Source organism: Flavimarina sp. Hel_I_48 (assembly GCF_000733945.1).
Lineage (GTDB): Bacteria > Bacteroidota > Bacteroidia > Flavobacteriales > Flavobacteriaceae > Leeuwenhoekiella.
In genome coordinates, this window is sequence record NZ_JPOL01000002.1 from 2,446,675 (window position 1) to 2,468,984 (window position 22,310).

Here is a 22,310-nt window from a genome sequence, read left to right on the forward strand (position 1 = left end):
TACCATAAACTAACTTTTAGATATAGCAAAACGGCTAGATGTAAAACAGTTCTATTGTGATACATTTGCCGTTTATATTTTTTGAATGAATTTTAAGTTGGTAATCGCCTTATTCTGGGGCTCTCTTGTATTTGCTCAGGTTGAAGAACGCAAACCCTATAGCCTGGATGCAAACTTTTTTTATGGCACCATCCTGGAACATAATGCTGAGATCGCAGATCTGATCACTGCCCATCCCACCGGATTCATTTTGAGCTACAACCGCAAAACCTATGGTTTTAATGCCTGGGAAGCGCGTTATAATTATCCAGATTATGGAGCTTCATTTGTTTTTCAGGACCTAAAAAATAAGGCCTTAGGACAGAATTATGGAGTCTACGGTCATTTTAATTTCTATTTTTTAAATAGACGCCTTATGGCTCGTGTAGGGCAGGGAGTTGCTTTTGCAAGCAATCCTTTTGATCTGGAGAAGAACTTTAGGAATACCGCATATGGCAGCAAATTTCTTAGTTCTACCTATTTAATGCTGAATTATCAAAAGCCCAATATCATCGGAAAAATTGGGCTTCAGGCCGGTTTGTCGCTGGTTCATTATTCTAATGCGAACATCAAGGCTCCCAATGCAAGTACTAACACTTTTGCCCTTAATCTAGGGCTTAATTACCAACTAGCGGAAAGTGAACTACCAGCCTATATTCCGCAGGAAAAAACGCGTTTTCAGGAATCAGTGCATTTTAATCTTGTTTTGCGAAGTGGCGCTAACGAAAGCGATTATGTAGGTTTGGGTCAGGAGCCTTTTCTTGTAGTGTCTTCGTTTGTGGACAAGCGCATCAATCAAAAAAGCACCCTGCAGGCGGGAATGGATTTTTTCTTTTCAAAATTTTTAAAGAACGAGATTGAATACAAAGCATTGGCCTTTCCAGAATTTGACGTGCGCGGTGATGAAGACTGGAAGCGTATAGGTTTTTTTGCCGGTCACGAGCTGCGTTTTAACAAAGTCGCATTTGTGACCCAGGTGGGCTATTATGTTTATTATCCTTACGACTTTGAAGGTCGTGTATATTTTAGGGGCGGTCTGAAGCGTTACCTCACCGAAAAAATATTCTTATCTGCGACCTTAAAGTCCCATTATGCCAAAGCTGAAGCTGTTGAATTTGGTCTGGGAATTCGCCTCTAAAAATACTAGTTTCTGCTTACAATATTGAAATGAGTAAAGTACGGCATCGTGTCTGGGTAATTTTCTTACTAAGGAAGGTGGCGATAGCAATAAAACGTGCGGTAACTGCTTATTTTTACGTTAATTTGCGGGTTAATGGCAATAAGCCACAAAAATAGCTCTGGCATCACGTGATTTTTCCTTTGAATAGATTCTTATATACTTTAGTTTTTATAGGTTTTATATCCTGTGATTCAGAGGACGCGTCCCCATGTTTTAAAACCGCGGGAACCACGATCATACAGGAATTTGATCTTGATGGTTTTAATAGCATACGCGTAGCGGGCGATATGCAGCTGATCATAAAGCAGGGGGAAACTCAGCTGGTCCAGCTTAAAAGCGGGGAAAATATCATTGATGAGGTGCAGCTTGCGGTAGAGGATAGCTTGCTTGTTGCGCGCTATGATGATGGCTGTAACCTGGCCCGTGCTTATGGAGTGGCCCAGCTTATCGTGACCATCCCTGAGCTAAAAACGATCAGGAATGCTTCTTCATACGATGTGATAGGAGAAGGTACACTTCGTTTTCCGCAGTTGCGGCTAGAAAGCAATACGCTAGATGCAGATACTGATATATTCTATAATACCAGTGGTTTTGAACTTACGATGGATAATCAGCGACTTGAATTATCTGCCAATGGTAAAGCCTTGTTTAAACTTCAGGGGAATACGGAACGACTTGTAGTAAACTTTGCGGATAAAACGGCTCGTTTAGAAGGCCGCGAACTCATCGCTCAGCATGTTGAGGTCTTTCACCGCTCGGCCAATGCGATCATTGTAAACCCACAGCGCAGCCTTTCGGGCATTATAACCGGCCCCGGGGATCTAATCGCGATAAAAAAACCTGCCAGCGTGGATGTGCGTGAACGGTTTACGGGCAAACTTATTTTTGAAAATCAGTAAAGCAAATGAAATCGATTTTTACTTTTTTCCTGTGTATATGCGCTTTTCTAGGTTTTTCTCAGAAAGAACAAAAACCGGTTACCCTTGACGCTTCTTTTTTTTATGGCAGTATCCTGGAGCACAATCCTGATATCAACCATCTAATCACCGGCCATCCTACCGGCTTTATTTTAAGCTATAACCGAAAAACCTATGGTTTCAATGCGTGGGAAAGGCGTTATAATTATCCTGATTGGGGATTTTCGATGACGTATCAAAACCTACACAATGACTATCTGGGTGAAAATATAGGTCTTTATGGCCATTTCAATTTCTATTTTTTGAAGCGGAACGCGTATTTCCGGATAGGACAGGGTATAGCCTATACGAGCAATCCATACAATGCCGAAACCAATTATATCAACAACGCCTATGGTACGCGTTTGCTGAGTTCTACCTACATTGCGTTGCGCTATGATAAACAGAATCTTTACAAGGGTTTTGGGTTGAATGCTGGCTTTACCATAATTCATTATTCTAACGCAAATCTGCGAGCACCGAACAACAGCACAAACACTTTGGGTTTCAACATTGGTGCGACCTACAACCTGAATTATGAAGATTTCCCTGAATATATTCCGCGGGATGAAAATGATACGTATACAGAGCCGCTGGCCTATAATTTTGCTTTTAGAATGGGTGTAAATGAAAGCGATATTGTGGGGCAGGGCAGGCATCCTTTTTATGATTTCGGTTTTTTTGTTGATAAACGATTGAGCCACAAAAGCACAATCCTGGGCGGTGTAGATCTTTTTTTAGGTACTTTTTTAAAGGAATTGATCAAATTACAGTCGGTATCCTTCCCAGAACTTGGCGTTCGCGGCGATGAAGACTGGAAGCGTGTAGGGCTTTTTATAGGTCACGAACTGCGCTTCAATAAAATCGCTTTTGTAAGTCACTTAGGTTATTATGTGTACTGGCCATACGAATTTGAAAACCGTGTATACAACCGCCTGGGTTTAAAACGCTATTTCACGGAAAATATCTCTGCAGCCGTTACCGTTCATGCCCACGGTGCCAAGGCAGAAGCTGTTGAATTTGGTATCGGTTATCGCCTATAAGTTTAGTTCTTTGCTTAAAATTTGTATTTTTCGGTTTATGAAAAGGTGTTTTTTCTTATTGTTCTTGCTTTTCTCCACCCTTAGCGGTTGTAGGGATATGGAGACTAAAAAAGTCTCTTCGGAAACCATTCTTGCCGAAGAACTCAAGGAAATCGATATGAAAGAAGTGGATGAATATCCCAGCCTTGCCGGTTGTGATAGCCTTGCCACGCGCTCCTCGCGCAAAATGTGTTTTGAACGCGAACTGAGTACTAACTTTCAGCAGTTTCTGGCCACAAAAATCCTTGTTTTTTCAGATCCCATTCGCGATACGATTTGGCTGGACCTCAGTATCACCGCAGCAGGAGAAGCAGAAATAAATGCCATAAAAATACCCGATTCCTTAGAGCGGCAAATCCCACAAATGCAAGAGTGGCTGCGCCAGAGCCTAGATTCACTACCAGAGATCTATCCTGCCATAAAAAGGGGAATTCCCGTGCGCACCGCGTTTAGGATGCCGGTGGTTATCAGGGTAGAATGAGCTTATTTTCTTAAGCCGCGCCCCTTCCAGTCAAAAGATTGAAACTGGCTGCTTACCGCTATATAAATCGTAAAAAAAGGATAGATCAAAAAACTCCCCAAATAGCCAAATAAATAGCTTTTTTTGCCGAAAAATGACGCTGCCAGTGCAATTATTACAAAATCGATCAGGATTTTGAAAAGAACAATTGAGGTAAGAAAAACGGACGTTTTTAGGTAGAAAATGGCCAAAATGAAGGCAAAATTAGCCAGAAAAACAGCCCAACTCACTAACATAGCTACCCTATTTTTATATTTTGAAGCTTTTGCGGCCCAGCGCTTGCGCTGGTTTATGAGTTGGTGCCAACTTGTTTGCGCCTGCGTTTTTACGATACTGTTTTTGGATTTCAAATAACCAACGATATCAGGATTATCCTCTAAAAATTTTTGCATCATTAACAAATCATCACCGCTGGCGATATCTTCATTCCCAGTATAACCGCCTAGCCTAAAAAAATCTGATCTGCAGAAAGCAAGGTTGGCGCCATTGCACAAAAAGGGTTTTTTAATCCCAAAAGCTCCCATGGTTGCACCTTGTAAGCTTAAAAAATCAAGCTGCTGAAAAAGATTTAAAAAGGAAGAAGAGGTTTTAAAAAGCATAACTGGCGCAGCGATAAACTTTTTTTTATGATTTTGGATAAAACAGTTGAATTCTATCAGCCAGTTTTGAGGAACTATGCAATCGGCGTCTGTTGTGAGGATATAATCGTTCTTTGCATGTTCAATAGCCAATGAAAGCGCGGCTTTTTTTCCGCTTTTAGCGATTGATTTTTGGCTTAAAAGGATCATTTTAGATTGAAAAACGGCGTTTTTTTGACAAAATCCGGTAATTATTTCAACAGAATTATCCTTTGAATGATCATCTATAAAAATGATTTCAAACAAGCTGTCAGGATAGTTTAAAGCGCTTAGCGAATCTAAAAGTGCAGGTAGGTTTTCGGCTTCATTGCGGAAGGGGATGCAAATGGAAAAAGTTGTCTTTTGAATCGTTTTAGATGTTCGTTGGGGTAAAATTTTTAGAAAGCCAACGATCAATACTAGTATGATCAAACAGTAGATCGCAATTATTCCGGTTAAAATAGGGATCATAAACTAGAAGAAAGCTTTTATTAGCGGTATTTCTCAGCTTTGATGTATTAACTGAGATCAGTTCTTTCAATCCACTTTTTTGGATTTTTGCCAGTATGGAAAACACCTAAAACGAAAATCGTGTCCCGCTCAATAAGATAATGAATGCCGTAAGGAAAACGGGAGATATATTTAACCCGAATAGTTTTGTATTTTATCTGAAAGCCCACCGGATTACTTAAAACATCCTTATAACCTCCCTCAAGACAAAGTTCAAAATCTAAAGAGAGTCCTTTTCTTTGCTTTTCATACCAGCTTTGCGCATCAAGAATATCATTTAGAGCAGCTCTGGAAATGACGAGGGTATATGTTTTCATCTCGTTTTAGCGAGTTCTTCCCTTACCTGGTCAAGTGATAGATATTCCATTTTTTTATTGTTATGCATATCCAATCTATGATCCAATTCATTTTTAATGGGGTCAGAGAGGTCTATGGCTTCCTCAGAAAGAGAATCCCAAATTTCTTGAACAAGAAGAATTCTTTGGGAGTTGCTCATTTTTAGTATTTCTTCCTTAATATGCATGAAGCTCTCGTTTTTTGTAATTGATTATAAATATAGCGTATTTACCTCAAACTGGCATTTCGGTTTAATCCTTAGGTCATCCGCTTATCGAATAATAGGCTTATATTGATTAGTTTTGTTCCTATAAAATCCTGAACGCGGCATATTGAAATCAGAAAAAGTCATTCTAGGCATAGATCCCGGAACCACAATTATGGGTTTTGGCCTCATACGCGTGGTAGATAAAAAAATGGAGTTCATCCAGCTCAACGAACTTGTGCTCACAAAGTATAAAGATCCCTACGTAAAACTGAAACTTATTTTTGAACGCACCATAGAACTTATTGACACCCATCATCCTGATGAAATGGCGCTGGAAGCTCCCTTTTACGGTAAAAATGTACAATCTATGCTAAAACTGGGCCGCGCGCAGGGTGTGGCCATGGCCGCCGGACTTTCGCGCCAGATTCCTGTTACTGAATATATGCCCAAAAAGATAAAAATGGCCATTACCGGTAATGGGAACGCCAGTAAAGAACAGGTTGCAAAAATGCTGCAAAGCTTGCTGGGACTTAAAACCCTGCCCAAAAACCTGGATAGTACCGATGGCCTTGCCGCCGCGGTATGCCATCACTTCAATTCCGGAAGGGTGGAGGTAGGTAAAAGTTATTCTGGGTGGGCATCGTTTGTAAGTCAGAATGAGAAAAGGGTTGTCCCCCCTGCCCGCAAAGGGGGAGTTCAAAAAAAGTAATTTTTTGTGCTACAAAAAACCCTTCCGCTCGTTGGGCACCTTCCCTTGGTAAGGGCCGGGACTTTTAAACCACGGTTTTTTTGAAAACAATTCAATCCCACCAGTCTTCTTAACAAATAAAAAGTAAAAGCTCCCCTCCTTTTTTCAAGGAGGGGCTGGGGGGTGGTTTAATGTGGTTGTTAACTTATATTGTCAATTTTAGGTTTTAAAATAGCTATTTTTGCCAATAAATTTACTTTTTGAAACAAGAGGAAAATCTTTTAAGCGTTATTCAAAATCCCCCTTTGGGGTCTGGGGGAATATACATCCACATTCCATTTTGCAAGCAGGCCTGCCATTATTGTGACTTTCACTTTTCGACTTCCTTAAAAAAGAAAACAGAACTGGTTAATGCGCTTTGCAGGGAAATGACGCTTCGGAAAGAGGAGGTCACTGGTCCATTGGAAACCATATATTTTGGCGGTGGGACACCGAGTTTACTGGAGGAAGAGGATTTAGAAAAGATATTTAGCGCTATTTATTCCACTTTTGAAATCGCTGAAAATCCTGAAATCACACTGGAAGCAAATCCAGACGATCTTACCCGGGAAAAGCTGGAAATCTTCTCCCGCTCTAAAATCAACAGGCTCAGCATAGGCGTGCAGTCCTTTTTTGATGAAGATTTAAAACTGATGAACCGTGCCCACAATTCCGAAGAAGCCTGGGGTTGTCTGGAACTGGCAAAAGAATATTTTGAGAATATTTCCATAGATCTTATCTACGGAATTCCCGGGATGAGCAATACGCGCTGGGAAGAAAACCTAAATAAAGCGCTGGCACTCGATATTCCACATATTTCAAGTTACGCGCTTACTGTAGAGCCAAATACCGCACTCAAAAAATTTATTGATAAAGGCCTTGTCAAACCTGTTGATGACGCCATTTCGGAAGCCCATTTCGAGATTTTGCAGCAAAAAATGGAAGCCGCAGGTTTTGAGAACTACGAGTTTTCAAATTATGGAAAAGCGGGTTACTTTTCCAGGAATAATACCGCATACTGGACGGGAAAAAGCTATCTGGGCATAGGGCCATCAGCGCATAGTTACGACGGGAAGCGCCGCAGCTGGAATATCAATAACAATACACTTTATATAAAAGCAATTGAAAAGGGCGAACTCCCATTAGAGCGGGAAACGCTGTCTGTGACTGATAAATACAACGAGTATGTCATGACCGGGCTGCGCACCGTTTGTGGGATTTCCCTGGAGAAGATCACTAATGAATTTGGTTTAAAGTTTAGGGAATATGTGCTTAAACAGGCTAAAAAACACATTCAGGAAGACCTGCTTTATCAGGATCAGGACCGACTTCTAGTAACTCAAAAAGGCAAATTCCTGAGTGATGGGATTGCCAGCGATTTGTTCCTGCTTAATCAGGAAGATGTTTAGGCTTCATACGTTTTTGTAGCATTAATCTAAAAGATTTCCTGCAAGATGGCACTGTTGCTTTTGTCACTGGGTAGTTGGTTTTAAGTTAGTATATTTAGACTTCTGAATTTTATCCCTAAGCTTAAAAACATGAAAGCGACCTTCACGATTGACAAAAAACCGGTTTACGTAAATCTTTCAAAACCCATTGACATTTCTATACCGGTGCGCTCAGGTGAAAAAAATCCGCTGGCATGGTATATTGACCCCCCAGAAATCACGCCCGTGGTAGAAGGTAAATGGGTCGCTAAAGTAAGTGAGGGCGCAGTGGTCAACTTCAATAATATTTACTACAATCCCCATGCGCACTGCACGCATACAGAGTGCGTGGGGCATATTACCGAAGAATTTCACAGTATCAATGATTGCCTTAAAACCTTTTTCTTTAAAGCGGAACTGATCACCATTCCGCCCACGTCAAAAGGGGAAGATTATATCATCACAAAAAACCAGGTAGAGAAGGCGCTCAAGGGAAAAACACCAGAGGCCGTCATAATCCGTACCCTGCCCAATAGCCGCGAGAAAGCCCAGCGCAACTGGTCGCACACAAACTGGCCTTACCTGCTGGAAGAAGCGGCGGTTTTCTTTAGGCAAATAGGAGTAAAGCATTTATTGATCGATTTGCCCAGTGTAGACCGGGAAAATGACGAGGGCGTTCTTGCAAGTCACAATGCCTTCTGGAACACTGCGGGAGATACCCGATTTGATGCCACGATTACCGAGATGATTTTTGTGCCGCATACCGTAAAAGATGGCTGCTATTTACTGAATTTACAGATAGCATCTTTTGAAAACGATGCCACACCAAGTAAACCAATCCTTTACTTTATTGAATAATGAAGACACTTTTAAAGATTGAAGAATTAGGCCAATTCCTCTTGGCCATGTTTCTTTTTAGCCAGTTGGATCTGAGTTGGTGGTGGTTTTTCGGTTTATTGTTTGCGCCAGATATTGGTATGCTTGGGTACCTGGTGAACCCAAAAGTTGGTGCGCTGGCTTATACTATTTTCCATCATAAAGCCCTGGCCATTTTTTTGTTGTTGACAGGTTTTTATGCAGGGAACCTGGTGCTGGAAATGGCTGGGATTATTTTATTCGCACATGCCAGTTTTGATCGTATTTGGGGCTACGGTTTAAAATATGAGAAAGGATTTAAGTATACGCACCTGGGTGAAATAGGAGCTTAACACGGCCCTAATTTGTACCAACCTTATTTTGGTGACTTCCTTTAAGGCGATTATCTTTGTTATATGGAATATTTATTTATAGGCCTCGCTGCAGGCAGTATTATCGCCTATTTTGTCTTTGCCCGTTTCAATAAAACGAAGCGCCAGGAGCACGCCAGTTCCCAATCTACGGTACTGATGGAGAAAATTCGTTCGGTTTGTAAATTTATTACGGTGGAAGGCGATTTTTCTGAAATCTACCATTATAAAAACGTACAGGATAAGTGGATGAACCTATTTTTAGGAAGCAAAAAAGCTTTGGTCCTTATTGAGGCTAAAGCCTATGTAGGTTTTGACCTTACCAAAATAAAGATGCACCCAGACGTTGAAAACCGTACGATCACGTTGACTAATTTTCCGCAGCCAGAATTGCTGAGTATCGAAACCGATTTTAAATATTACGATAAGCAGGAAGGCTGGGCAAACCCGTTCACCTCTACAGATCTTACCGAAATAAACCGGGAGGCCAAGCAATATATTGTTGATAAAATTCCGCAAAGTGGATTGTATGCAGAAGCTTCAAAACAAGCCCTGAGTACAATAAGCCTTATGAAAAACCTGGTAGAAACCATAGGTTGGAAACTTGATTATACCGCTCTGCTCCAACTGGAAGAAGGAACCAAAAAAATAGAGAATGAAAATGCCTCCTGAACCGTCTAAAACCAGAAAAAAATTTAGCGTGCATCTTTTGGCACAGGGAGATGTGAAAGTATTTCAGGAACTGGCACACGAAGTCTGGCCCATCACGTACAAAGATGTTCTTTCTAAAGATCAGATCAGTTATATGCTTGAGATGATGTACAGCAAGGAAGCACTTAGGCAACAACAACAAGACGGCTGTGACTTATATCTTTTACAGGCAGACAAACATTCCATAGGTTTTCTCTCTTTGCAACACAACAAAGACAACTCAGGGAAAACAAAAGTGCAAAAGATTTATGTACTCACCGAATTTCAGGGTACCGGTGCGGGCAGGTTTTTGATGAATTTTGCCATTAAACAGGCAAAAAAGCAGGGCGCTGCTGCTGTTTTTCTGAATGTAAACCGATATAATAAAGCCCTCTATTTTTACGAACATTTCGGTTTTAAGAACATGTTTAGTGAAGATAATGATATAGGAAACGGGTATCTTATGGAAGATTATGTCATGGAAATGCCAATTACCTCTGCATAAGCTTCGCGAATTTTAAGATTGAATTCCTGTCTCATAGAACTTAGCAGTTATGAATGTTGAAGAATTCTATACATTTTGCCTTTCTAAACCGGGAGTTGCCGAAGAATTTCCATTTGATAGGGAAACGCTCGTCTTTAAGGTAATGGGCAAAATTTTTGTCCTGACTTCAATGAATACCTGGGAATCTGGTGCGCCGCAGATGAACGTGAAGTGCGATCCAGGGCAGGCAGTTGAGTTGCGCGAGAAATTTCCAGATCAGGTTTTTCCTGGCTATCATATGAACAAAAAACACTGGAATACCGTACATATAAATGCCGGACTACCAGATGCACAAATCCATCATTTTATAAACCACAGTTACGATCTGGTCGTAAGCAAACTTCCTAAAGCAAAAAGGCCACAACCTCTATCGTAAAAAAGCTAAGTATCTTTAAAACTCGAATTTCGGGAATAAGCATTTTGTTAAAGCGAAATTAAACTCCCTTGCATGGGACGCAGTTCTGCGAGCGGGTTATATTTGTACCTCAAACCTAAATTAATGTCAGATCCAGTAGCGCACTACACAAAGAATATTGAGGATTATAAAACGCAGCTTGCTGCCGTCAGGAAAAAATTACTTACAAGCAGTTCTATTCGTTTGGTTCTCTTTCTTACGGCCTGTGCAGGTATATATTTTGCGTGGGGAAATACACAGATAATCCTGGCGATTATAGTGGTTTTTATCATTATTTTCCTGTTTTTAGTCTCAAAACATAGTGATTTACAGTATAAAAGGGGTTTTCTGGAGGAACTTATTAAGATCAATACCACGGAGATCAAAGTACTCCATAGGGATTTTCACGATTTGCCAGATGGGGATAAATTTAAAAATGGCCAGCATGCTTTTAGTATGGATATTGACCTGTTTGGCCGTGGTTCCTTCTTTCAATATTTAAACCGAACCCGTTTAGATCCAGGTGCCGAAAAACTGGCCAATATTTTTACCGAAAATTCCATAGCAAACATTCCGCAAAAGCAGGAAGCGATACAAGAACTTTCAGCGAAAAGCGCGTGGCGGCAAACGTTCTCAGCTACGGCCGCCCTGGTAAAAACCGAAGTTCCGGTTACTTTTATCTTGAAATGGCTTAAAGCTTATAAGCCTTATGTACCACAAACAATGCGGTATATTCCGCAGGTGTTTTCGCTAATTTCGCTAGTGGTTTTTGTGCTTTATTATTTTGATATCCTACCTATAATGGTCCTTGTAAGCTGGTTTTTTGTGGGACTGGCTATTTCTGGGGCTTTTATAAAAAAAACCAATAAACTAGCCGAATATACGAGCAAGACCCAGACCACTTTTGATCAGTATTATAAATTGCTGATACAGCTGGAAAACGAGGAATTTACTTCAGCGTTATTACGGGAGAAAATGGCTAATATCGCCCCAGAAAATGGCAAAAAAGCCTCTGAAATCGTTAAAATTCTATCTAAAAGGCTATCTGCATTTGATCAACGCGGCAACTTGCTCGTGGGTACGTTTACCAATGCGTTCATGTTGTCTGATTTGCGCCACGGGTATGCCATTGAACAGTGGATCGCGAATCATGCAGAGCAGATCAGCGACTGGTTTGAGGTCATTGCTTTTTTTGACGCGTACAACAGTTTAGGTAATTTTAGTTTTAACCACACACGCTATACGTTTCCGGAAATTAAAACCGACGCAAAGATTCTGGAATCCACCGCAGCTTCACACCCGCTGCTTGATTCCAAAAAAGCGGTTTCCAATGATTTTAGCATTGATGAGGAGCAGTTTTTTATCATTACCGGGGCAAATATGGCGGGAAAAAGTACTTTTTTACGTACCGTTTCCCTGCAGATCGTAATGGCAAATGTGGGGCTGCCGGTGTGTGCCGCTTCCGCGAGTTACACGCCCATAAAGTTGATCACCAGCATGCGCACCACAGATTCCCTTACAGATGATGCCTCTTATTTCTTTTCGGAATTAAAAAGGTTGCAATTTATTGTCAAGGCCATTCAAACTGACCGGTATTTTATCATTCTCGACGAGATTTTGAAAGGGACAAATAGCACAGATAAAGCCATAGGTTCCCGAAAGTTTATTGATAAATTGGTCGCATCCCATTCCACAGGAATCATCGCCACGCACGATTTGAGCCTTTGCGCTGCCGCAGATGAACTCCCGCCGGTAGAAAACTATTATTTTGATGCAGAAATCAAAAACGACGAACTCTTTTTTGACTACACCTTTAAAAAAGGGATTTGCCAGAACATGAACGCAAGTTTTCTCCTTCGGAAAATGAATATCATAGACGCGTAAGATGGATTCACTCACCCAAATCGTTCTGGGCGCTGCGGTAGGAGAGGCCGTGTTGGGCAAAAAAGCAGGGAACAAAGCCATGATTTACGGTGCCATTGCCGGTACCATTCCTGATCTGGATACCCTTGTAGGCAAATTCCTGGATCCTTTGACCGCGATTGAGATTCACCGTGGGGTGAGCCATTCCATACTTTTTAGTATCATAATGGCGCCTGCTTTAGGTTGGCTGGTCTCTAAAATTCATAAAAAAACAGCGGCTACCTGGCAAAACTGGTCCTGGCTCTTTTTCTGGTCACTCATCACGCATCCTTTACTTGATGCGCATACCACATGGGGCACGCAATTGTTCTGGCCTTTTGACCTTCGGCTGGCCTATCAGAATATTTTTGTTATCGATCCGCTATATACCGTTCCTTTTTTAATATTTCTGATTTTGGCTATGCGATTGCCAAAAATATCTCTTAAACGGAGAAAATGGAACCGCATCGGGTTATTGGTTAGTTCGTCATATATGGTGCTTTCGCTGGTTTTAAAAGGGATTGCCTTTCATAAATTTGAAGAGGCACTTGATACGCAAGCAATAGATTACTTGGAAATGGACACCCGTCCTGCACCTTTTAACACCATTTTGTGGGCGGCAAATATAGATGTGGGTGACGCCTATCTATTGGCCGATTATTCCTTTTTTGATTCTAAACCTATTTCCTTTCGGCGGGTGCCGAAACAGCACCAACTTCTGGGCGATCTTGCCAATACCAATACGGTAAGCCGACTGGCCAAAATTTCTGAAGGCTGGTACGCAATGACTAAAAAAGATAGGGTTTTGTATTTCAACGACCTGCGTTTTGGCGTATATGACCTTACTGCGGAACAACTTGATTTTGCCTTCAGTTACAGGCTCCTTCCAGATAAAAACGGATTAAAAATCGAAGAAAAAGAGCGCGATCCCGAAGCCATGAAAACGGTGATGTTTTCCCTCTGGGAAAGGATTTGGGGCAACTAATCGCGGCAAAAGCAGTATCTTAGAAATATTGAACGACGCAATAAAAAACTAAAGAAAATGCATTTAAAATTAGAAGATATCACTTCAAAGGAGATTATGCCCGGGTATCACGGCAAACTCGTACATACCGAAACCATGACACTTGCCTTCTGGGATGTAGAGAAGGATGCGGAAGTGCCAGAGCACAACCATGTGAACGAGCAGGTGATGCATGTGGTTGAGGGTGAATTTGAACTTACGTTAGAAGGCGAGACCAAAACGTACCGTGCCGGGGATATCGTGGTCATAGGTTCTTATAAAAAGCATAGTGGAAAAGCACTTACGCCTTGCAAATTGCTTGACGTTTTTAGTCCGCCACGAGAGGAATATAAATAGTTTTTTCTTCGAAAGATTTAAAAGTTATGACATAGGACGTAGGATAATAGACGGAAGATAAAAGACTTAAAACGTAAGATTTTTTGAGGTTTTGAAGTCTTTCGACCAACAACAGCAGAATCATATAAACCAGATCACAATGCAAATCAATTTAGCCCATAAAAAAGCCCTCGTAGGCGGTAGCAGTGCCGGGATAGGGAAAGCTATCGCCTACCAACTAGCAGCAAGCGGTGCGAGCGTGACGCTGATGTCACACAGTGAGGAAAAACTAAAGCGAATCGTTGCAGACCTGCCCACGCACCAGGGACAAAACCATAAATATCTTGTAGTTGATTTTAATGATTTTGAAGCGTATAAAAGGCTGATTTCAGGCTATTTTGAAGAGCATTCCATTGATATTTTAATCAATAATACGCAAGGTCCGCCGGCAGGAACCGCACTAGAAATTCAGGTTGTGGATTATCAGAACGCCTTTGATCTACTTTTTAAAATCACCGTCTTGAATACAGAACTGGCGCTGAAAAATATGCAGAAAAACAAGTGGGGGCGCATTATAAATGTGGCTTCCGTTTCTGTGCGGGAACCTTTGTCCTATCTGGTGTTGTCAAACAGCATTCGGGCTGCGGTAGTCACCTGGGCAAAAAGTCTCGCTGCGGAAGTGGGCAAAGACCAGATCACCGTAAACAGCGTGCTTACCGGTTATTTTGATACGCAGCGTATCGCTGATCTCAATGCAAAAAAAGCGAAAGAGCAAAATAGTAGTGCAGACAAAGTGTTACAGGAAATGGAATCAAAAGTACCCGTGGGAAGAATTGGCAAACCCGAAGAATATGGCTTTCTGGTTGCATTCTTAGCCTCTGAACAAGCGTCATATATCACCGGAACGCAAATCCCAATAGACGGTGGCTTGTTGAAAAGCATATAGATGAAAATTTAGATGCTCAAAAAAGCTGCTTCTAGTTTCATTTTTCAGCTTTTGCAATGGTTTATGGGCGTTACCCTGCGGGTAGGGCTTTACGATGCAATTTTTTTGCTAGTACCTCACAAAAAGGCTTCCCCCGCGGGGGCAAACAGAGTCACTGCAATTCCTAACGCGTAATTTCATTTTAATACTTCAGGTTATTTTTGGTCCTTTTTGCAAAAGGTGTTCAGCATGAAAAAATGCTCTATTTTAGGCAAAAATGGCTAAAATAGGGTATTTTTCACTCAATTTTGGATAATAATCGCGTGCTTTTTTCCGCTTTGCTTCCTTAAATTTGAAGCATTCTCCGTTTAAAAAACAATGCTTATTTATGAAAAAACAGTCCTTTTTTCTCCTTTTCAGCCTGATTTCCATGTTTTCTTTTGGGCAATCCCAGGATATTTCTTTAGACAGTATTATCGCCACGTATGAGAACCACAAAGAGTATGACTGGAAAGAATATCCCCTGGGGAGACATGATGAAGCGCTCGCCATGGAGCGTGCAGATTTTTCAAAAGCATTACTGGCCAGGCTGGATAGCGTTTCCGTAGCGGGTTTGAACACTTCAGAATCGACTTCTTATAAACTATTGCGCTTTGTATTGCAGGATGAAATTGACGCGTATACCTATAAAATGTACCTCAATCCCATACAGGCCGATCAGGGTTTTCACCTGAACCTCAATTACAGGATTCGTCCCATAAATAGCTTGGAGCAGGCTAAAGATTATTTAAAAACATTAAAGGCGATCCCTTATTTTACGCACAGTAATTTTAAATTGATACGCAAAGGCCTTAAGGAAAGGATAATGCAGCCCAAAATAATCTTTAATTGTTATGAATCTACTTACACGATCCACATCGTGGAAAATCCGGCCGATAGCCCTTTTTATGCGCCATTTTTAAATCTGCCTTCCACCATTGCGCAGTCGCGGAAAGACTCTTTAATGCAAGCTGCAAAACAGGTAATTCAAGACAGCGTGGTGCCTAGTTTTAAGGAAATAAAAACTTTCTTTGAAGATGAATACATCCCAAAAACACGCGAAAAAATAGGGGTTTCTGAACAGCCCGGAGGTGCCGACTTTTATCAAAACCGAATTAATTTCTATACAACTTCTACAGAATATACGGCAAAATCCATCCATGAACTCGGCCTTCGTGAAGTAGCGCGCATCAAGGAAAAAATGGAAAATATCATTAAAAATGTCGGTTTTGAAGGGGATTTTGCCGCTTTTTTAGAGTTTTTGCGCACGGATAAACAGTTTTATGAAAAAACAGGAGATGGTCTATTGATGCATGCGCGAGATATTGCCAAGCGCATAGATAATGAACTCCCTGCATTTTTCAAGAAATTACCGCGCCAGCCGTATGGTGTGATTCCCGTTCCTGACGCTATTGCGCCAAAATATACGGGCGGTCGTTACTCGGGAAGTTCAATAAATGGTACGCAGGCCGGGCATTACCTGGTAAACACTTATAAACTGGATAGCCGTACGTTGTATACGTTGCCTGCGCTGACCGCTCATGAGGCCGTTCCTGGTCATCATTTACAAACGGCGCTCAATCAGGAATTAAGCGATAGTATACCGCAGTTTAGAAAAGATTTGTATCTCTCGGCCTACGGCGAAGGTTGGGGACTTTATAGCGAATATCTTGCTGCGGAAATGGGCATTTACCGAACGCCGTATGAAGAATTTGGCCAACTTACCTATGAAATGTGGCGTGCCTGCCGACTCGTAGTGGATACCGGAATACACGCCATGGGCTGGTCGCGGGATGAAGTTGTGGATTTTATGTCAAAAAACACGGCGCTTTCCCTACACGAAATCAATACGGAAACCGATCGGTATATCGGTTGGCCAGGGCAGGCACTGAGCTATAAAATAGGGGAGCTCAAAATCCGTGAACTGCGCAAAAAAGCGGAAAATGAGTTGGGCGAAGCGTTCAATATCCGTGATTTTCATAGTGTGATCTTAGACCAGGGTACGGTAACTTTGCCAATTCTTGATGCGCAGGTAGAGCAGTATATTCTTGATGCTAAAGCGAAATAAAAAAACCTGACTGATTTGAAAAATCAGTCAGGTTTATAGAATACTATTGAATTCGTCATTTTAATTATCGGTAATCAAAACCATTGGTTTGCCACTATCTTTTCCTTCCGTGGAAAGAAAATTGAGGTTTTTATTCTTGCTAAAAAGTTCTTTTGCTCTTGCTGCTGAAATTTTAGTCCCATTATAATAAAAATCTGCATTAGCAGATGTCATTTGCTCGATTATGAGATCTGCACTTGGTGGTGCAGGTGGGGCAGGGGGTGATATGGGAGATGGAGGTGTACTATTAGCAGCGGGTGAAGCTGGAGTTAGTGGGACGGGAGGAGCATTCTTTGTTGCTGGTGAAGCAGGAGCAGCGGGAGCAACTGGAGCAGGTGGAGGTGGCGGTGGAAGCAATTCTTTAGAGGGATTCGTTTTATACAGTTTTGTTTTGTGAAATTCGCTGATCAATATTTCCATGAATTTATCTACGCCATTGTTCGATTGCAATTGAACGGTGTAATTCATCATCTCGTATTCGGTCCATTTTGCGGTGATTCTATCAATGGTTTTTGCGAAATTATTGACTGTAGTTTCTTTTTTGTTAAGGTAAATTTTTTCGTCATTGATAAGAATCTTCAGAATGGGTGCTTTCTGAATTTCTATGTTGTTTAATAATATCTCTTTTTCTGGATTTATTGGCTTCGCCACAATTTCCTGATTGAAAAAGTAAATACAAAAAGCGAGAATGGGTAATAAAAATGCGAGTCTGGAGGCCAGTTGTCTGGCAGAAAAGGGTTGTGATAGCATAACGATTCGTTTTTTAGTTAATGAATAATTAATGGCGCTGGTCAATGTGGTGTGATGAGCACCTTGCGCATATTGAAGTAAAAGGTTTATGTAATTCTCTGGGTTGCATTTATGATTTAGTACTTTTCTGTCGGCCAGGAATTCGTGGTTTAGCGCGACACTCTTTTTTATGAAATGCAGCAGCGGATTGAACCAAAAAACAACTTGCAGCATTTCTATAAACAGAATATCAAGTGTATGTTTTTGATCAACATGGGCCTGCTCATGCAGCAGGATTTCGGGTGCGATTTGTTGCTGTTCATAAGCGGCTTTTGAAAGGAAAATGTAGTTTATAAAAGTATGCGGGACAGTGTCTACATCCAGTAAAACATACACGGAATTATCATTGAAAACATGCATATTATGCCTGATTTTAGTCCGAATTTGGTCAATATTTCGAAGAAAACGGAAGCCGAAAATCAAAACTCCCAGACCATAAATAATCCAAAAACCCAACACCCACCAGTTGGTTACAGAAGCTATAGGTTGGGCGCCAACTACCTCGCTTTCCGAATTTATATAGGTATAGGTCGTAATGGCTTCTTCAACAGCCGGAATGCTATAGGTGATCGTAATCAATGGAAGGATGAAAGCCAGCAACAGGCTCAAGAGAAGGTAAAACCGCTTAAAAGTGTGCGCGTTCTGTTGCTCGAGTGCCAACTTATAAAATCCCCACAGTACCAGTAAACACAATCCAGATTTGATAAGATAGTCTGTCATGATTTCTTGTCTTTAAGCTGTTTGTCAATCAGTTTTTTGAGATCTTCCAGTTCCTGTTCAGTTAAATCGGTTTCCTGGGTAAAGAAAGAGGCAAACTGACTGGCGGAGTCGTTGAAAAAATTCTTGATCATCCCGTTGACCTGTTTGGCGAAATAATCCTTTTTCCGCACCAGCGGAAAATATTCCCGCGACCGTCCTACTTGCACATAATCCACAAAGTCTTTGTCCTGCATACGCTTGAGTAACGTGGCAATTGTGGTCGTTGCAGGTTTAGGATCTGGATAGGCGAGAATGAGCTCTTTCATTAGGGCTTTTTCCTGCTTCCATAAAATTTCCATCAGTTGTTCTTCAGCCTTAGGGAGTTGCATGGTTTTATATTTATTCTACAAATGTAGAATAATATTTTAATTCTACAAGTGTAGAGTAAATTTTTTTATTGGGATTGTTATTTTAAGACAGATTTAATATTGTCGGCATTTCCACAATAGGTGAAATCGTACCTGATGCTCACATCCGGTTTGTCATTTAAAAAAGTGAACCACCCTTTTTCAACAAAGCTGAAATTTTGCCTCTCTGGGAATTAGGAACGTAAGATTTGTATATCTTCAGCCGTTGAGCAGTTAACGTAAACCTATTAACGATTCAAAATCCACAATCAATAAATGCCCAACATGAAACCTCAAATTATCCCCGAAACCGAAAAATAACCCTAGTTTTGCCCTCAAATTTGACAATTTATGAGCCTAGAACAAGATTTAAGAGACCGTAGCGGCAATGTTTGTGAACTGTGTGGAAGCACTGATGACCTGGATGTATTTACCGTTCCGGATTCCGCCGAAAGCACAGCAGATACGCACCTTTTTATATGCGCCACCTGTAGGGCACAAATACAAAATCCCGATGCGGTAGATCCCAATCACTGGCGTTGTCTTAACGATAGCATGTGGAGCCAGGTACCTGCAGTGCAAGTTGTGGCGTACCGTATGCTTCACCGTTTACAAGGGGAGGGCTGGCCACAGGATCTCCTGGATATGATGTATATGGAAGAAGAGAGTAAAACCTGGGCTAATGCAGGAATTACCCAGGAACCTAAAGCAAACGCGCTTATACACCGCGACAGTAATGGTGTTATCCTGGAAGCGGGAGACTCGGTAGTGCTGATCAAGGATTTAAAAGTAAAGGGCAGCAGTATGGTCGCCAAGCAGGGTACAGCGGTACGCCGAATCTCCCTTGATCATGAAAATGAAAAATATATTGAAGGTAAAGTTGATGGCCAGCAGATCGTATTGATCACAGATTACGTCAAGAAACTATAATCCCTTATATTTAATTCACTTTATACAATAAAGTGGTGTTTAGCTATATAGCTGGGCACTTCAAAAAAAACACGTTATATGGATAAAAAAAAGAAAAAAATAGCCCGCTTCGGTATGTTTTCCAAGGGTGCCGTTTATGCAATAATTGGAATTTTAACGGCTTTGGCAGCCTTTAATCTGGGCGGCTCAAAAAGTGGTAGCGGCAATGCACTTGAATTTCTCTCTGGCCAGCCCTTTGGTGAGGTACTGCTTGCAGTTTTGGCCCTTGGCCTTTTTGCCTACGCCTTTTACAGGATATACGAAGCCATTAATGGGCCCGGTGATTCATGGAGCGAAGGAAAAGGATTTGTGAAGCGATCAGGATATATCATTAGCGGAATTTTTTACGGTTCCCTTGGTTTTACTGCGGCAAAAATGGTACTGGGATCAGGTTCTGGATCTGGTAATGGCTCTATGGTATCTTCTATCATGTCAAAACCCTATGGACCGTACCTGATAGATTTTGTGGCCCTATGTATCGCCGGTAAAGGTATTTTTCAGTTATACAAAGCATATTCCGGTAAGTTTAGGGAAGATGTGGAAGAATCAGATTTAAATGAAAAAGAGCGGGAAGCACTCATTAAAGGTGGAAAAGTAGGTTTTACGGCACGCGGCATAGTTTCCCTGATCGTCGCATTTTTATTTTTCAAAGTGGCTCTGGGTGATAGTGGTTCAGGTTCTGGAAAGGGCAAAGTTGCCGCTTTTGAATTTCTTCAGAACACCTTTGGCGCCACGGTAATGGGTATTGTGGCACTAGGACTGGTAGCCTATGCGGTCTACATGTTTATCCAGGCCAAATATCCACAAATGAGACTTTAAATTACATAGAAATACTTCAAGCAAAAACCTGGCAAATCGCCGGGTTTTTGCTTGAAAAAGGGTATTTAAATGCTAAAAATCAAGACTTTTCGGAAGTTTTTAATTTAGTGAACTCGTGGTAAAAATGTGGAATTGTTTCGATTCCTTTTAGGAAATTCCAAATCCCGAAATGCTCGTTAGGGGAGTGGATAGCGTCACTGTCAAGACCAAAGCCCATAAGGATAATCTTACTGTCAAGCATTTTTTCAAAGAGTGAAACAATGGGAATGCTGCCACCACTACGTTGTGGAACTGGGGTTTTTCCGAAGGTTTTCTCGTAGGCTTTTGAAGCCGCCTGATAGCCTATATCGTCAATGGGAGTCACATACGCCTGCCCACCGTGGTGGGGTTTTACCTTAACGGTTACACCAGCAGGGGCGATACTTTCAAAATGATCTTTAAATAACTGGGTGATCTCCTGCCAGTCCTGATCAGGCACCAGGCGCATGCTTATTTTTGCAAATGCCTTGCTGGGGATCACAGTTTTTGCACCTTCTCCAATGTAACCGCCCCAAATCCCATTTACGTCCAGTGTGGGCCTGATGGAGTTGCGTTCATTTGTGCTGAAGTCTTTTTCTCCGTAAACAGCATCTATGTTCAGCGCCTTCTTGTACGTATCAAGTGAAAATGGGGCTTCGGCCATTTTTTTGCGTTCGTCATCGCTAAGATCATCTACTTTATCATAAAATTGCGGAATGGTAATATGGTTGTTTTCATCATGTAGGGATGCGATCATTTTAGTGAGCACATTTATGGGATTTGCCACCGCACCGCCATAAAGTCCACTGTGCAGGTCTCGGTTGGGTCCGGTTACTTCAACTTCCACATAACTCAAACCACGCAGCCCCGTGGTAATGCTTGGAACTTCTTTTGAGATCATTCCCGTATCGGAAATAAGAATCACATCGTTCTTTAATTTTTCCTGGTTGCGTTCCAGAAACCAGTTCAAATTGACGCTGCCCACTTCTTCTTCCCCTTCAATCATAAATTTGACGTTACAGGGAAGTTCATCGTTTTTGACCATATACTCCAAAGCTTTGACGTGCATATACATCTGGCCCTTGTCGTCACAAGCCCCGCGGGCAAAGATGGCACCATCGGGATGGGTGTCGGTTTCTTTGATCACCGGTTCAAAAGGTGCGCTGTCCCATAGGTCTAGAGGATCTGGGGGTTGCACGTCATAATGACCGTAAACAAGTACCGTGGGAAGTTCTTCATTGATTTTCTTCTCACCATAAACCACGGGGTATCCTGGGGTTTCACACACTTCTACTTTATCGCAGCCTGCTTCTTTGAGACGTTCTGCGACCTTGTCTGCGGTGGTAAACATCTCATCTTTGTAAGCAGGATCTGCACTTATGGAAGGAATTTTGAGAAGTTTTATGAGTTCGCTGATAAAGCGGTCTTTGTTTTCTGCTATATAATCTGCTGCTTTTGCCATAGTTATTGCTTTGTTTCAAAGTTAAAATTTATCTGTCGAAAATTTTTATGAAAAGTTGATTTTCATATCGAAAAAATTTTATATATTTGCCCTCGCATTTTCAGTGATGGGGATGCAGGTTTTACAGCGAGTCCTAAGTGTTGTAAAATAAAGTTGCAGGCGTGGTGGAATTGGTAGACACGCTAGACTTAGGACATAGCGAAATATAAAGTGTTAAAATATTAAAATGCGGGCGTGGTGGAATTGGTAGACACGTCAGACTTAGGATCTGATGCCGCGAGGTGTGGGAGTTCGAGTCTCCCCGCCCGTACAAAAGCCGAAGAGAAATCTTCGGCTTTTTCCATTTAAAAAAATGTCGAAAAAAATGTCAGGTACAACA

24 protein-coding genes and 1 tRNA gene are annotated in these 22,310 nt (G+C 41.5%); 19 read left to right on the forward strand and 6 right to left on the reverse strand.

Annotated features, from left to right (window positions below):
* The first annotated feature begins 85 nt into the window (after positions 1 to 85).
* The 4 genes from P162_RS10795 (at position 86) to P162_RS10810 (ending at position 3,738) form a co-directional block, all read left to right on the forward strand.
* A complete protein-coding gene (locus P162_RS10795; RefSeq protein WP_031427414.1) occupies positions 86 to 1,177 on the forward strand; it encodes an acyloxyacyl hydrolase in 1,092 nt (363 codons plus the stop codon).
* A gap of 182 nt (positions 1,178 to 1,359) precedes the next feature.
* A complete protein-coding gene (locus P162_RS10800; protein WP_031427415.1) occupies positions 1,360 to 2,118 on the forward strand; it encodes a head GIN domain-containing protein in 759 nt (252 codons plus the stop codon).
* A gap of 5 nt (positions 2,119 to 2,123) precedes the next feature.
* Positions 2,124 to 3,218 (forward strand): acyloxyacyl hydrolase, encoded by a 1,095-nt coding sequence (locus P162_RS10805; RefSeq protein ID WP_031427416.1) that lies wholly within the window; start codon positions 2,124 to 2,126, stop codon positions 3,216 to 3,218.
* A gap of 97 nt (positions 3,219 to 3,315) precedes the next feature.
* A complete protein-coding gene (locus tag P162_RS10810) occupies positions 3,316 to 3,738 on the forward strand; it encodes a hypothetical protein (RefSeq protein ID WP_164076246.1) in 423 nt (140 codons plus the stop codon).
* A gap of 2 nt (positions 3,739 to 3,740) precedes the next feature.
* Here the strand turns inward: P162_RS10810 and P162_RS10815 are convergent, their stop codons facing one another.
* The 3 genes from P162_RS10815 to P162_RS10825 are packed head-to-tail and all read right to left on the reverse strand — an operon-like array spanning position 3,741 to position 5,400.
* Positions 3,741 to 4,865 carry a glycosyltransferase family 2 protein gene (locus P162_RS10815; RefSeq protein ID WP_031427418.1) on the reverse strand — a complete coding sequence of 375 codons (1,125 nt, stop codon included), beginning with the start codon at positions 4,863 to 4,865 and terminating at the stop codon, positions 3,741 to 3,743.
* A 47-nt stretch (positions 4,866 to 4,912) separates the two neighbouring features.
* Positions 4,913 to 5,221, reverse strand: coding sequence for a hypothetical protein (locus P162_RS10820; RefSeq protein ID WP_031427419.1), 309 nt, complete (start codon positions 5,219 to 5,221; stop codon positions 4,913 to 4,915).
* A complete protein-coding gene (locus P162_RS10825; RefSeq protein WP_164076247.1) occupies positions 5,218 to 5,400 on the reverse strand; it encodes an addiction module protein in 183 nt (60 codons plus the stop codon). Before P162_RS10825 ends, P162_RS10820 begins: the two co-directional genes overlap by 4 nt.
* A gap of 172 nt (positions 5,401 to 5,572) precedes the next feature.
* Between P162_RS10825 and ruvC the strand changes: the two genes are divergently transcribed.
* From ruvC to P162_RS10885, 12 genes are all read left to right on the forward strand, one after another.
* Complete coding sequence (ruvC, locus tag P162_RS10830) at positions 5,573 to 6,157, forward strand: crossover junction endodeoxyribonuclease RuvC (RefSeq protein WP_081868415.1); 585 nt, start codon at positions 5,573 to 5,575, stop codon at positions 6,155 to 6,157.
* A 239-nt stretch (positions 6,158 to 6,396) separates the two neighbouring features.
* Positions 6,397 to 7,584: a radical SAM family heme chaperone HemW gene (hemW, locus tag P162_RS10835; protein ID WP_241077758.1), complete on the forward strand. Its 1,188-nt coding sequence runs from the start codon at positions 6,397 to 6,399 to the stop codon at positions 7,582 to 7,584.
* 129 nt (positions 7,585 to 7,713) lie between these two features.
* On the forward strand, positions 7,714 to 8,460 hold the full coding sequence (locus P162_RS10840; RefSeq protein ID WP_031427423.1) for a cyclase family protein: 747 nt from the start codon (positions 7,714 to 7,716) through the stop codon (positions 8,458 to 8,460).
* Positions 8,460 to 8,810 (forward strand): DUF4260 domain-containing protein, encoded by a 351-nt coding sequence (locus P162_RS10845; protein ID WP_031427424.1) that lies wholly within the window; start codon positions 8,460 to 8,462, stop codon positions 8,808 to 8,810. Before P162_RS10840 ends, P162_RS10845 begins: the two co-directional genes overlap by 1 nt.
* Positions 8,811 to 8,873: 63 nt before the next feature.
* Positions 8,874 to 9,500 (forward strand): DUF4230 domain-containing protein, encoded by a 627-nt coding sequence (locus P162_RS10850; RefSeq protein WP_031427425.1) that lies wholly within the window; start codon positions 8,874 to 8,876, stop codon positions 9,498 to 9,500.
* The gene (locus tag P162_RS10855) at positions 9,484 to 10,023 is read left to right on the forward strand and encodes a GNAT family N-acetyltransferase (protein WP_051907863.1); all 540 of its coding nucleotides are present in this window, start codon (positions 9,484 to 9,486) and stop codon (positions 10,021 to 10,023) included. Before P162_RS10850 ends, P162_RS10855 begins: the two co-directional genes overlap by 17 nt.
* 49 nt (positions 10,024 to 10,072) lie before the next feature.
* The gene (locus tag P162_RS10860; RefSeq protein ID WP_031427427.1) at positions 10,073 to 10,438 is read left to right on the forward strand and encodes an MmcQ/YjbR family DNA-binding protein; all 366 of its coding nucleotides are present in this window, start codon (positions 10,073 to 10,075) and stop codon (positions 10,436 to 10,438) included.
* A gap of 123 nt (positions 10,439 to 10,561) precedes the next feature.
* Positions 10,562 to 12,340 carry a MutS-related protein gene (locus P162_RS10865; protein WP_031427428.1) on the forward strand — a complete coding sequence of 593 codons (1,779 nt, stop codon included), beginning with the start codon at positions 10,562 to 10,564 and terminating at the stop codon, positions 12,338 to 12,340.
* 1 nt (position 12,341) lies between these two features.
* Positions 12,342 to 13,343: a metal-dependent hydrolase gene (locus tag P162_RS10870; protein WP_031427429.1), complete on the forward strand. Its 1,002-nt coding sequence runs from the start codon at positions 12,342 to 12,344 to the stop codon at positions 13,341 to 13,343.
* Positions 13,344 to 13,400: 57 nt separating this feature from the next.
* Positions 13,401 to 13,718: a cupin domain-containing protein gene (locus P162_RS10875; RefSeq protein ID WP_031427430.1), complete on the forward strand. Its 318-nt coding sequence runs from the start codon at positions 13,401 to 13,403 to the stop codon at positions 13,716 to 13,718.
* A 139-nt stretch (positions 13,719 to 13,857) separates the two neighbouring features.
* Positions 13,858 to 14,643: an SDR family oxidoreductase gene (locus tag P162_RS10880; protein ID WP_031427431.1), complete on the forward strand. Its 786-nt coding sequence runs from the start codon at positions 13,858 to 13,860 to the stop codon at positions 14,641 to 14,643.
* Positions 14,644 to 15,010: 367 nt separating this feature from the next.
* A complete protein-coding gene (locus P162_RS10885) occupies positions 15,011 to 16,729 on the forward strand; it encodes a DUF885 domain-containing protein (protein ID WP_031427432.1) in 1,719 nt (572 codons plus the stop codon).
* Between the two features lie 60 nt (positions 16,730 to 16,789).
* On the opposite strand, the gene P162_RS10890 is transcribed toward P162_RS10885, so the two are convergent.
* Both P162_RS10890 and P162_RS10895 read right to left on the reverse strand, forming a co-directional pair.
* A complete protein-coding gene (locus tag P162_RS10890; protein WP_051907864.1) occupies positions 16,790 to 18,277 on the reverse strand; it encodes a M56 family metallopeptidase in 1,488 nt (495 codons plus the stop codon).
* On the reverse strand, positions 18,274 to 18,645 hold the full coding sequence (locus P162_RS10895) for a BlaI/MecI/CopY family transcriptional regulator (RefSeq protein WP_031427434.1): 372 nt from the start codon (positions 18,643 to 18,645) through the stop codon (positions 18,274 to 18,276). Before P162_RS10895 ends, P162_RS10890 begins: the two co-directional genes overlap by 4 nt.
* A 369-nt stretch (positions 18,646 to 19,014) precedes the next feature.
* Here P162_RS10895 and P162_RS10900 point away from each other — a divergent pair, with 369 nt between their 5' ends.
* The gene (locus P162_RS10900; RefSeq protein WP_031427435.1) at positions 19,015 to 19,593 is read left to right on the forward strand and encodes a PhnA domain-containing protein; all 579 of its coding nucleotides are present in this window, start codon (positions 19,015 to 19,017) and stop codon (positions 19,591 to 19,593) included.
* 78 nt (positions 19,594 to 19,671) lie between these two features.
* On the forward strand, positions 19,672 to 20,451 hold the full coding sequence (locus P162_RS10905; protein WP_031427436.1) for a DUF1206 domain-containing protein: 780 nt from the start codon (positions 19,672 to 19,674) through the stop codon (positions 20,449 to 20,451).
* 79 nt (positions 20,452 to 20,530) lie between these two features.
* On the opposite strand, the gene P162_RS10910 is transcribed toward P162_RS10905, so the two are convergent.
* The gene (locus P162_RS10910) at positions 20,531 to 21,931 is read right to left on the reverse strand and encodes a dipeptidase (RefSeq protein ID WP_031427437.1); all 1,401 of its coding nucleotides are present in this window, start codon (positions 21,929 to 21,931) and stop codon (positions 20,531 to 20,533) included.
* A gap of 228 nt (positions 21,932 to 22,159) precedes the next feature.
* Between P162_RS10910 and P162_RS10915 the strand changes: the two genes are divergently transcribed.
* A tRNA-Leu gene (locus P162_RS10915) sits at positions 22,160 to 22,241 on the forward strand.
* Positions 22,242 to 22,310 lie beyond the last annotated feature (69 nt).

Bases quoted from the DNA above. Each gene is read 5' to 3' on its own strand.
- P162_RS10820 (WP_031427419.1), bottom strand. From the start codon at position 5,221: ATGAAAACATATACCCTCGTCATTTCCAGAGCTGCTCTAAATGATATT.
- P162_RS10840 (WP_031427423.1), top strand. From the start codon at position 7,714: ATGAAAGCGACCTTCACGATTGACAAAAAACCGGTTTACGTAAATCTT.
- P162_RS10855 (WP_051907863.1), top strand. From the start codon at position 9,484: ATGAAAATGCCTCCTGAACCGTCTAAAACCAGAAAAAAATTTAGCGTG.
- P162_RS10805 (WP_031427416.1), top strand. From the start codon at position 2,124: ATGAAATCGATTTTTACTTTTTTCCTGTGTATATGCGCTTTTCTAGGT.
- P162_RS10860 (WP_031427427.1), top strand. From the start codon at position 10,073: ATGAATGTTGAAGAATTCTATACATTTTGCCTTTCTAAACCGGGAGTT.
- P162_RS10870 (WP_031427429.1), top strand. From the start codon at position 12,342: ATGGATTCACTCACCCAAATCGTTCTGGGCGCTGCGGTAGGAGAGGCC.
- P162_RS10825 (WP_164076247.1), bottom strand. From the start codon at position 5,400: ATGAGCAACTCCCAAAGAATTCTTCTTGTTCAAGAAATTTGGGATTCT.
- P162_RS10850 (WP_031427425.1), top strand. From the start codon at position 8,874: ATGGAATATTTATTTATAGGCCTCGCTGCAGGCAGTATTATCGCCTAT.
- P162_RS10875 (WP_031427430.1), top strand. From the start codon at position 13,401: ATGCATTTAAAATTAGAAGATATCACTTCAAAGGAGATTATGCCCGGG.
- P162_RS10865 (WP_031427428.1), top strand. From the start codon at position 10,562: ATGTCAGATCCAGTAGCGCACTACACAAAGAATATTGAGGATTATAAA.
- P162_RS10900 (WP_031427435.1), top strand. From the start codon at position 19,015: ATGAGCCTAGAACAAGATTTAAGAGACCGTAGCGGCAATGTTTGTGAA.
- P162_RS10880 (WP_031427431.1), top strand. From the start codon at position 13,858: ATGCAAATCAATTTAGCCCATAAAAAAGCCCTCGTAGGCGGTAGCAGT.
- P162_RS10815 (WP_031427418.1), bottom strand. From the start codon at position 4,865: ATGATCCCTATTTTAACCGGAATAATTGCGATCTACTGTTTGATCATA.
- P162_RS10885 (WP_031427432.1), top strand. From the start codon at position 15,011: ATGAAAAAACAGTCCTTTTTTCTCCTTTTCAGCCTGATTTCCATGTTT.
- P162_RS10895 (WP_031427434.1), bottom strand. From the start codon at position 18,645: ATGCAACTCCCTAAGGCTGAAGAACAACTGATGGAAATTTTATGGAAG.
- P162_RS10890 (WP_051907864.1), bottom strand. From the start codon at position 18,277: ATGACAGACTATCTTATCAAATCTGGATTGTGTTTACTGGTACTGTGG.
- P162_RS10905 (WP_031427436.1), top strand. From the start codon at position 19,672: ATGGATAAAAAAAAGAAAAAAATAGCCCGCTTCGGTATGTTTTCCAAG.
- P162_RS10910 (WP_031427437.1), bottom strand. From the start codon at position 21,931: ATGGCAAAAGCAGCAGATTATATAGCAGAAAACAAAGACCGCTTTATC.
- P162_RS10795 (WP_031427414.1), top strand. From the start codon at position 86: ATGAATTTTAAGTTGGTAATCGCCTTATTCTGGGGCTCTCTTGTATTT.
- P162_RS10810 (WP_164076246.1), top strand. From the start codon at position 3,316: ATGGAGACTAAAAAAGTCTCTTCGGAAACCATTCTTGCCGAAGAACTC.
- P162_RS10845 (WP_031427424.1), top strand. From the start codon at position 8,460: ATGAAGACACTTTTAAAGATTGAAGAATTAGGCCAATTCCTCTTGGCC.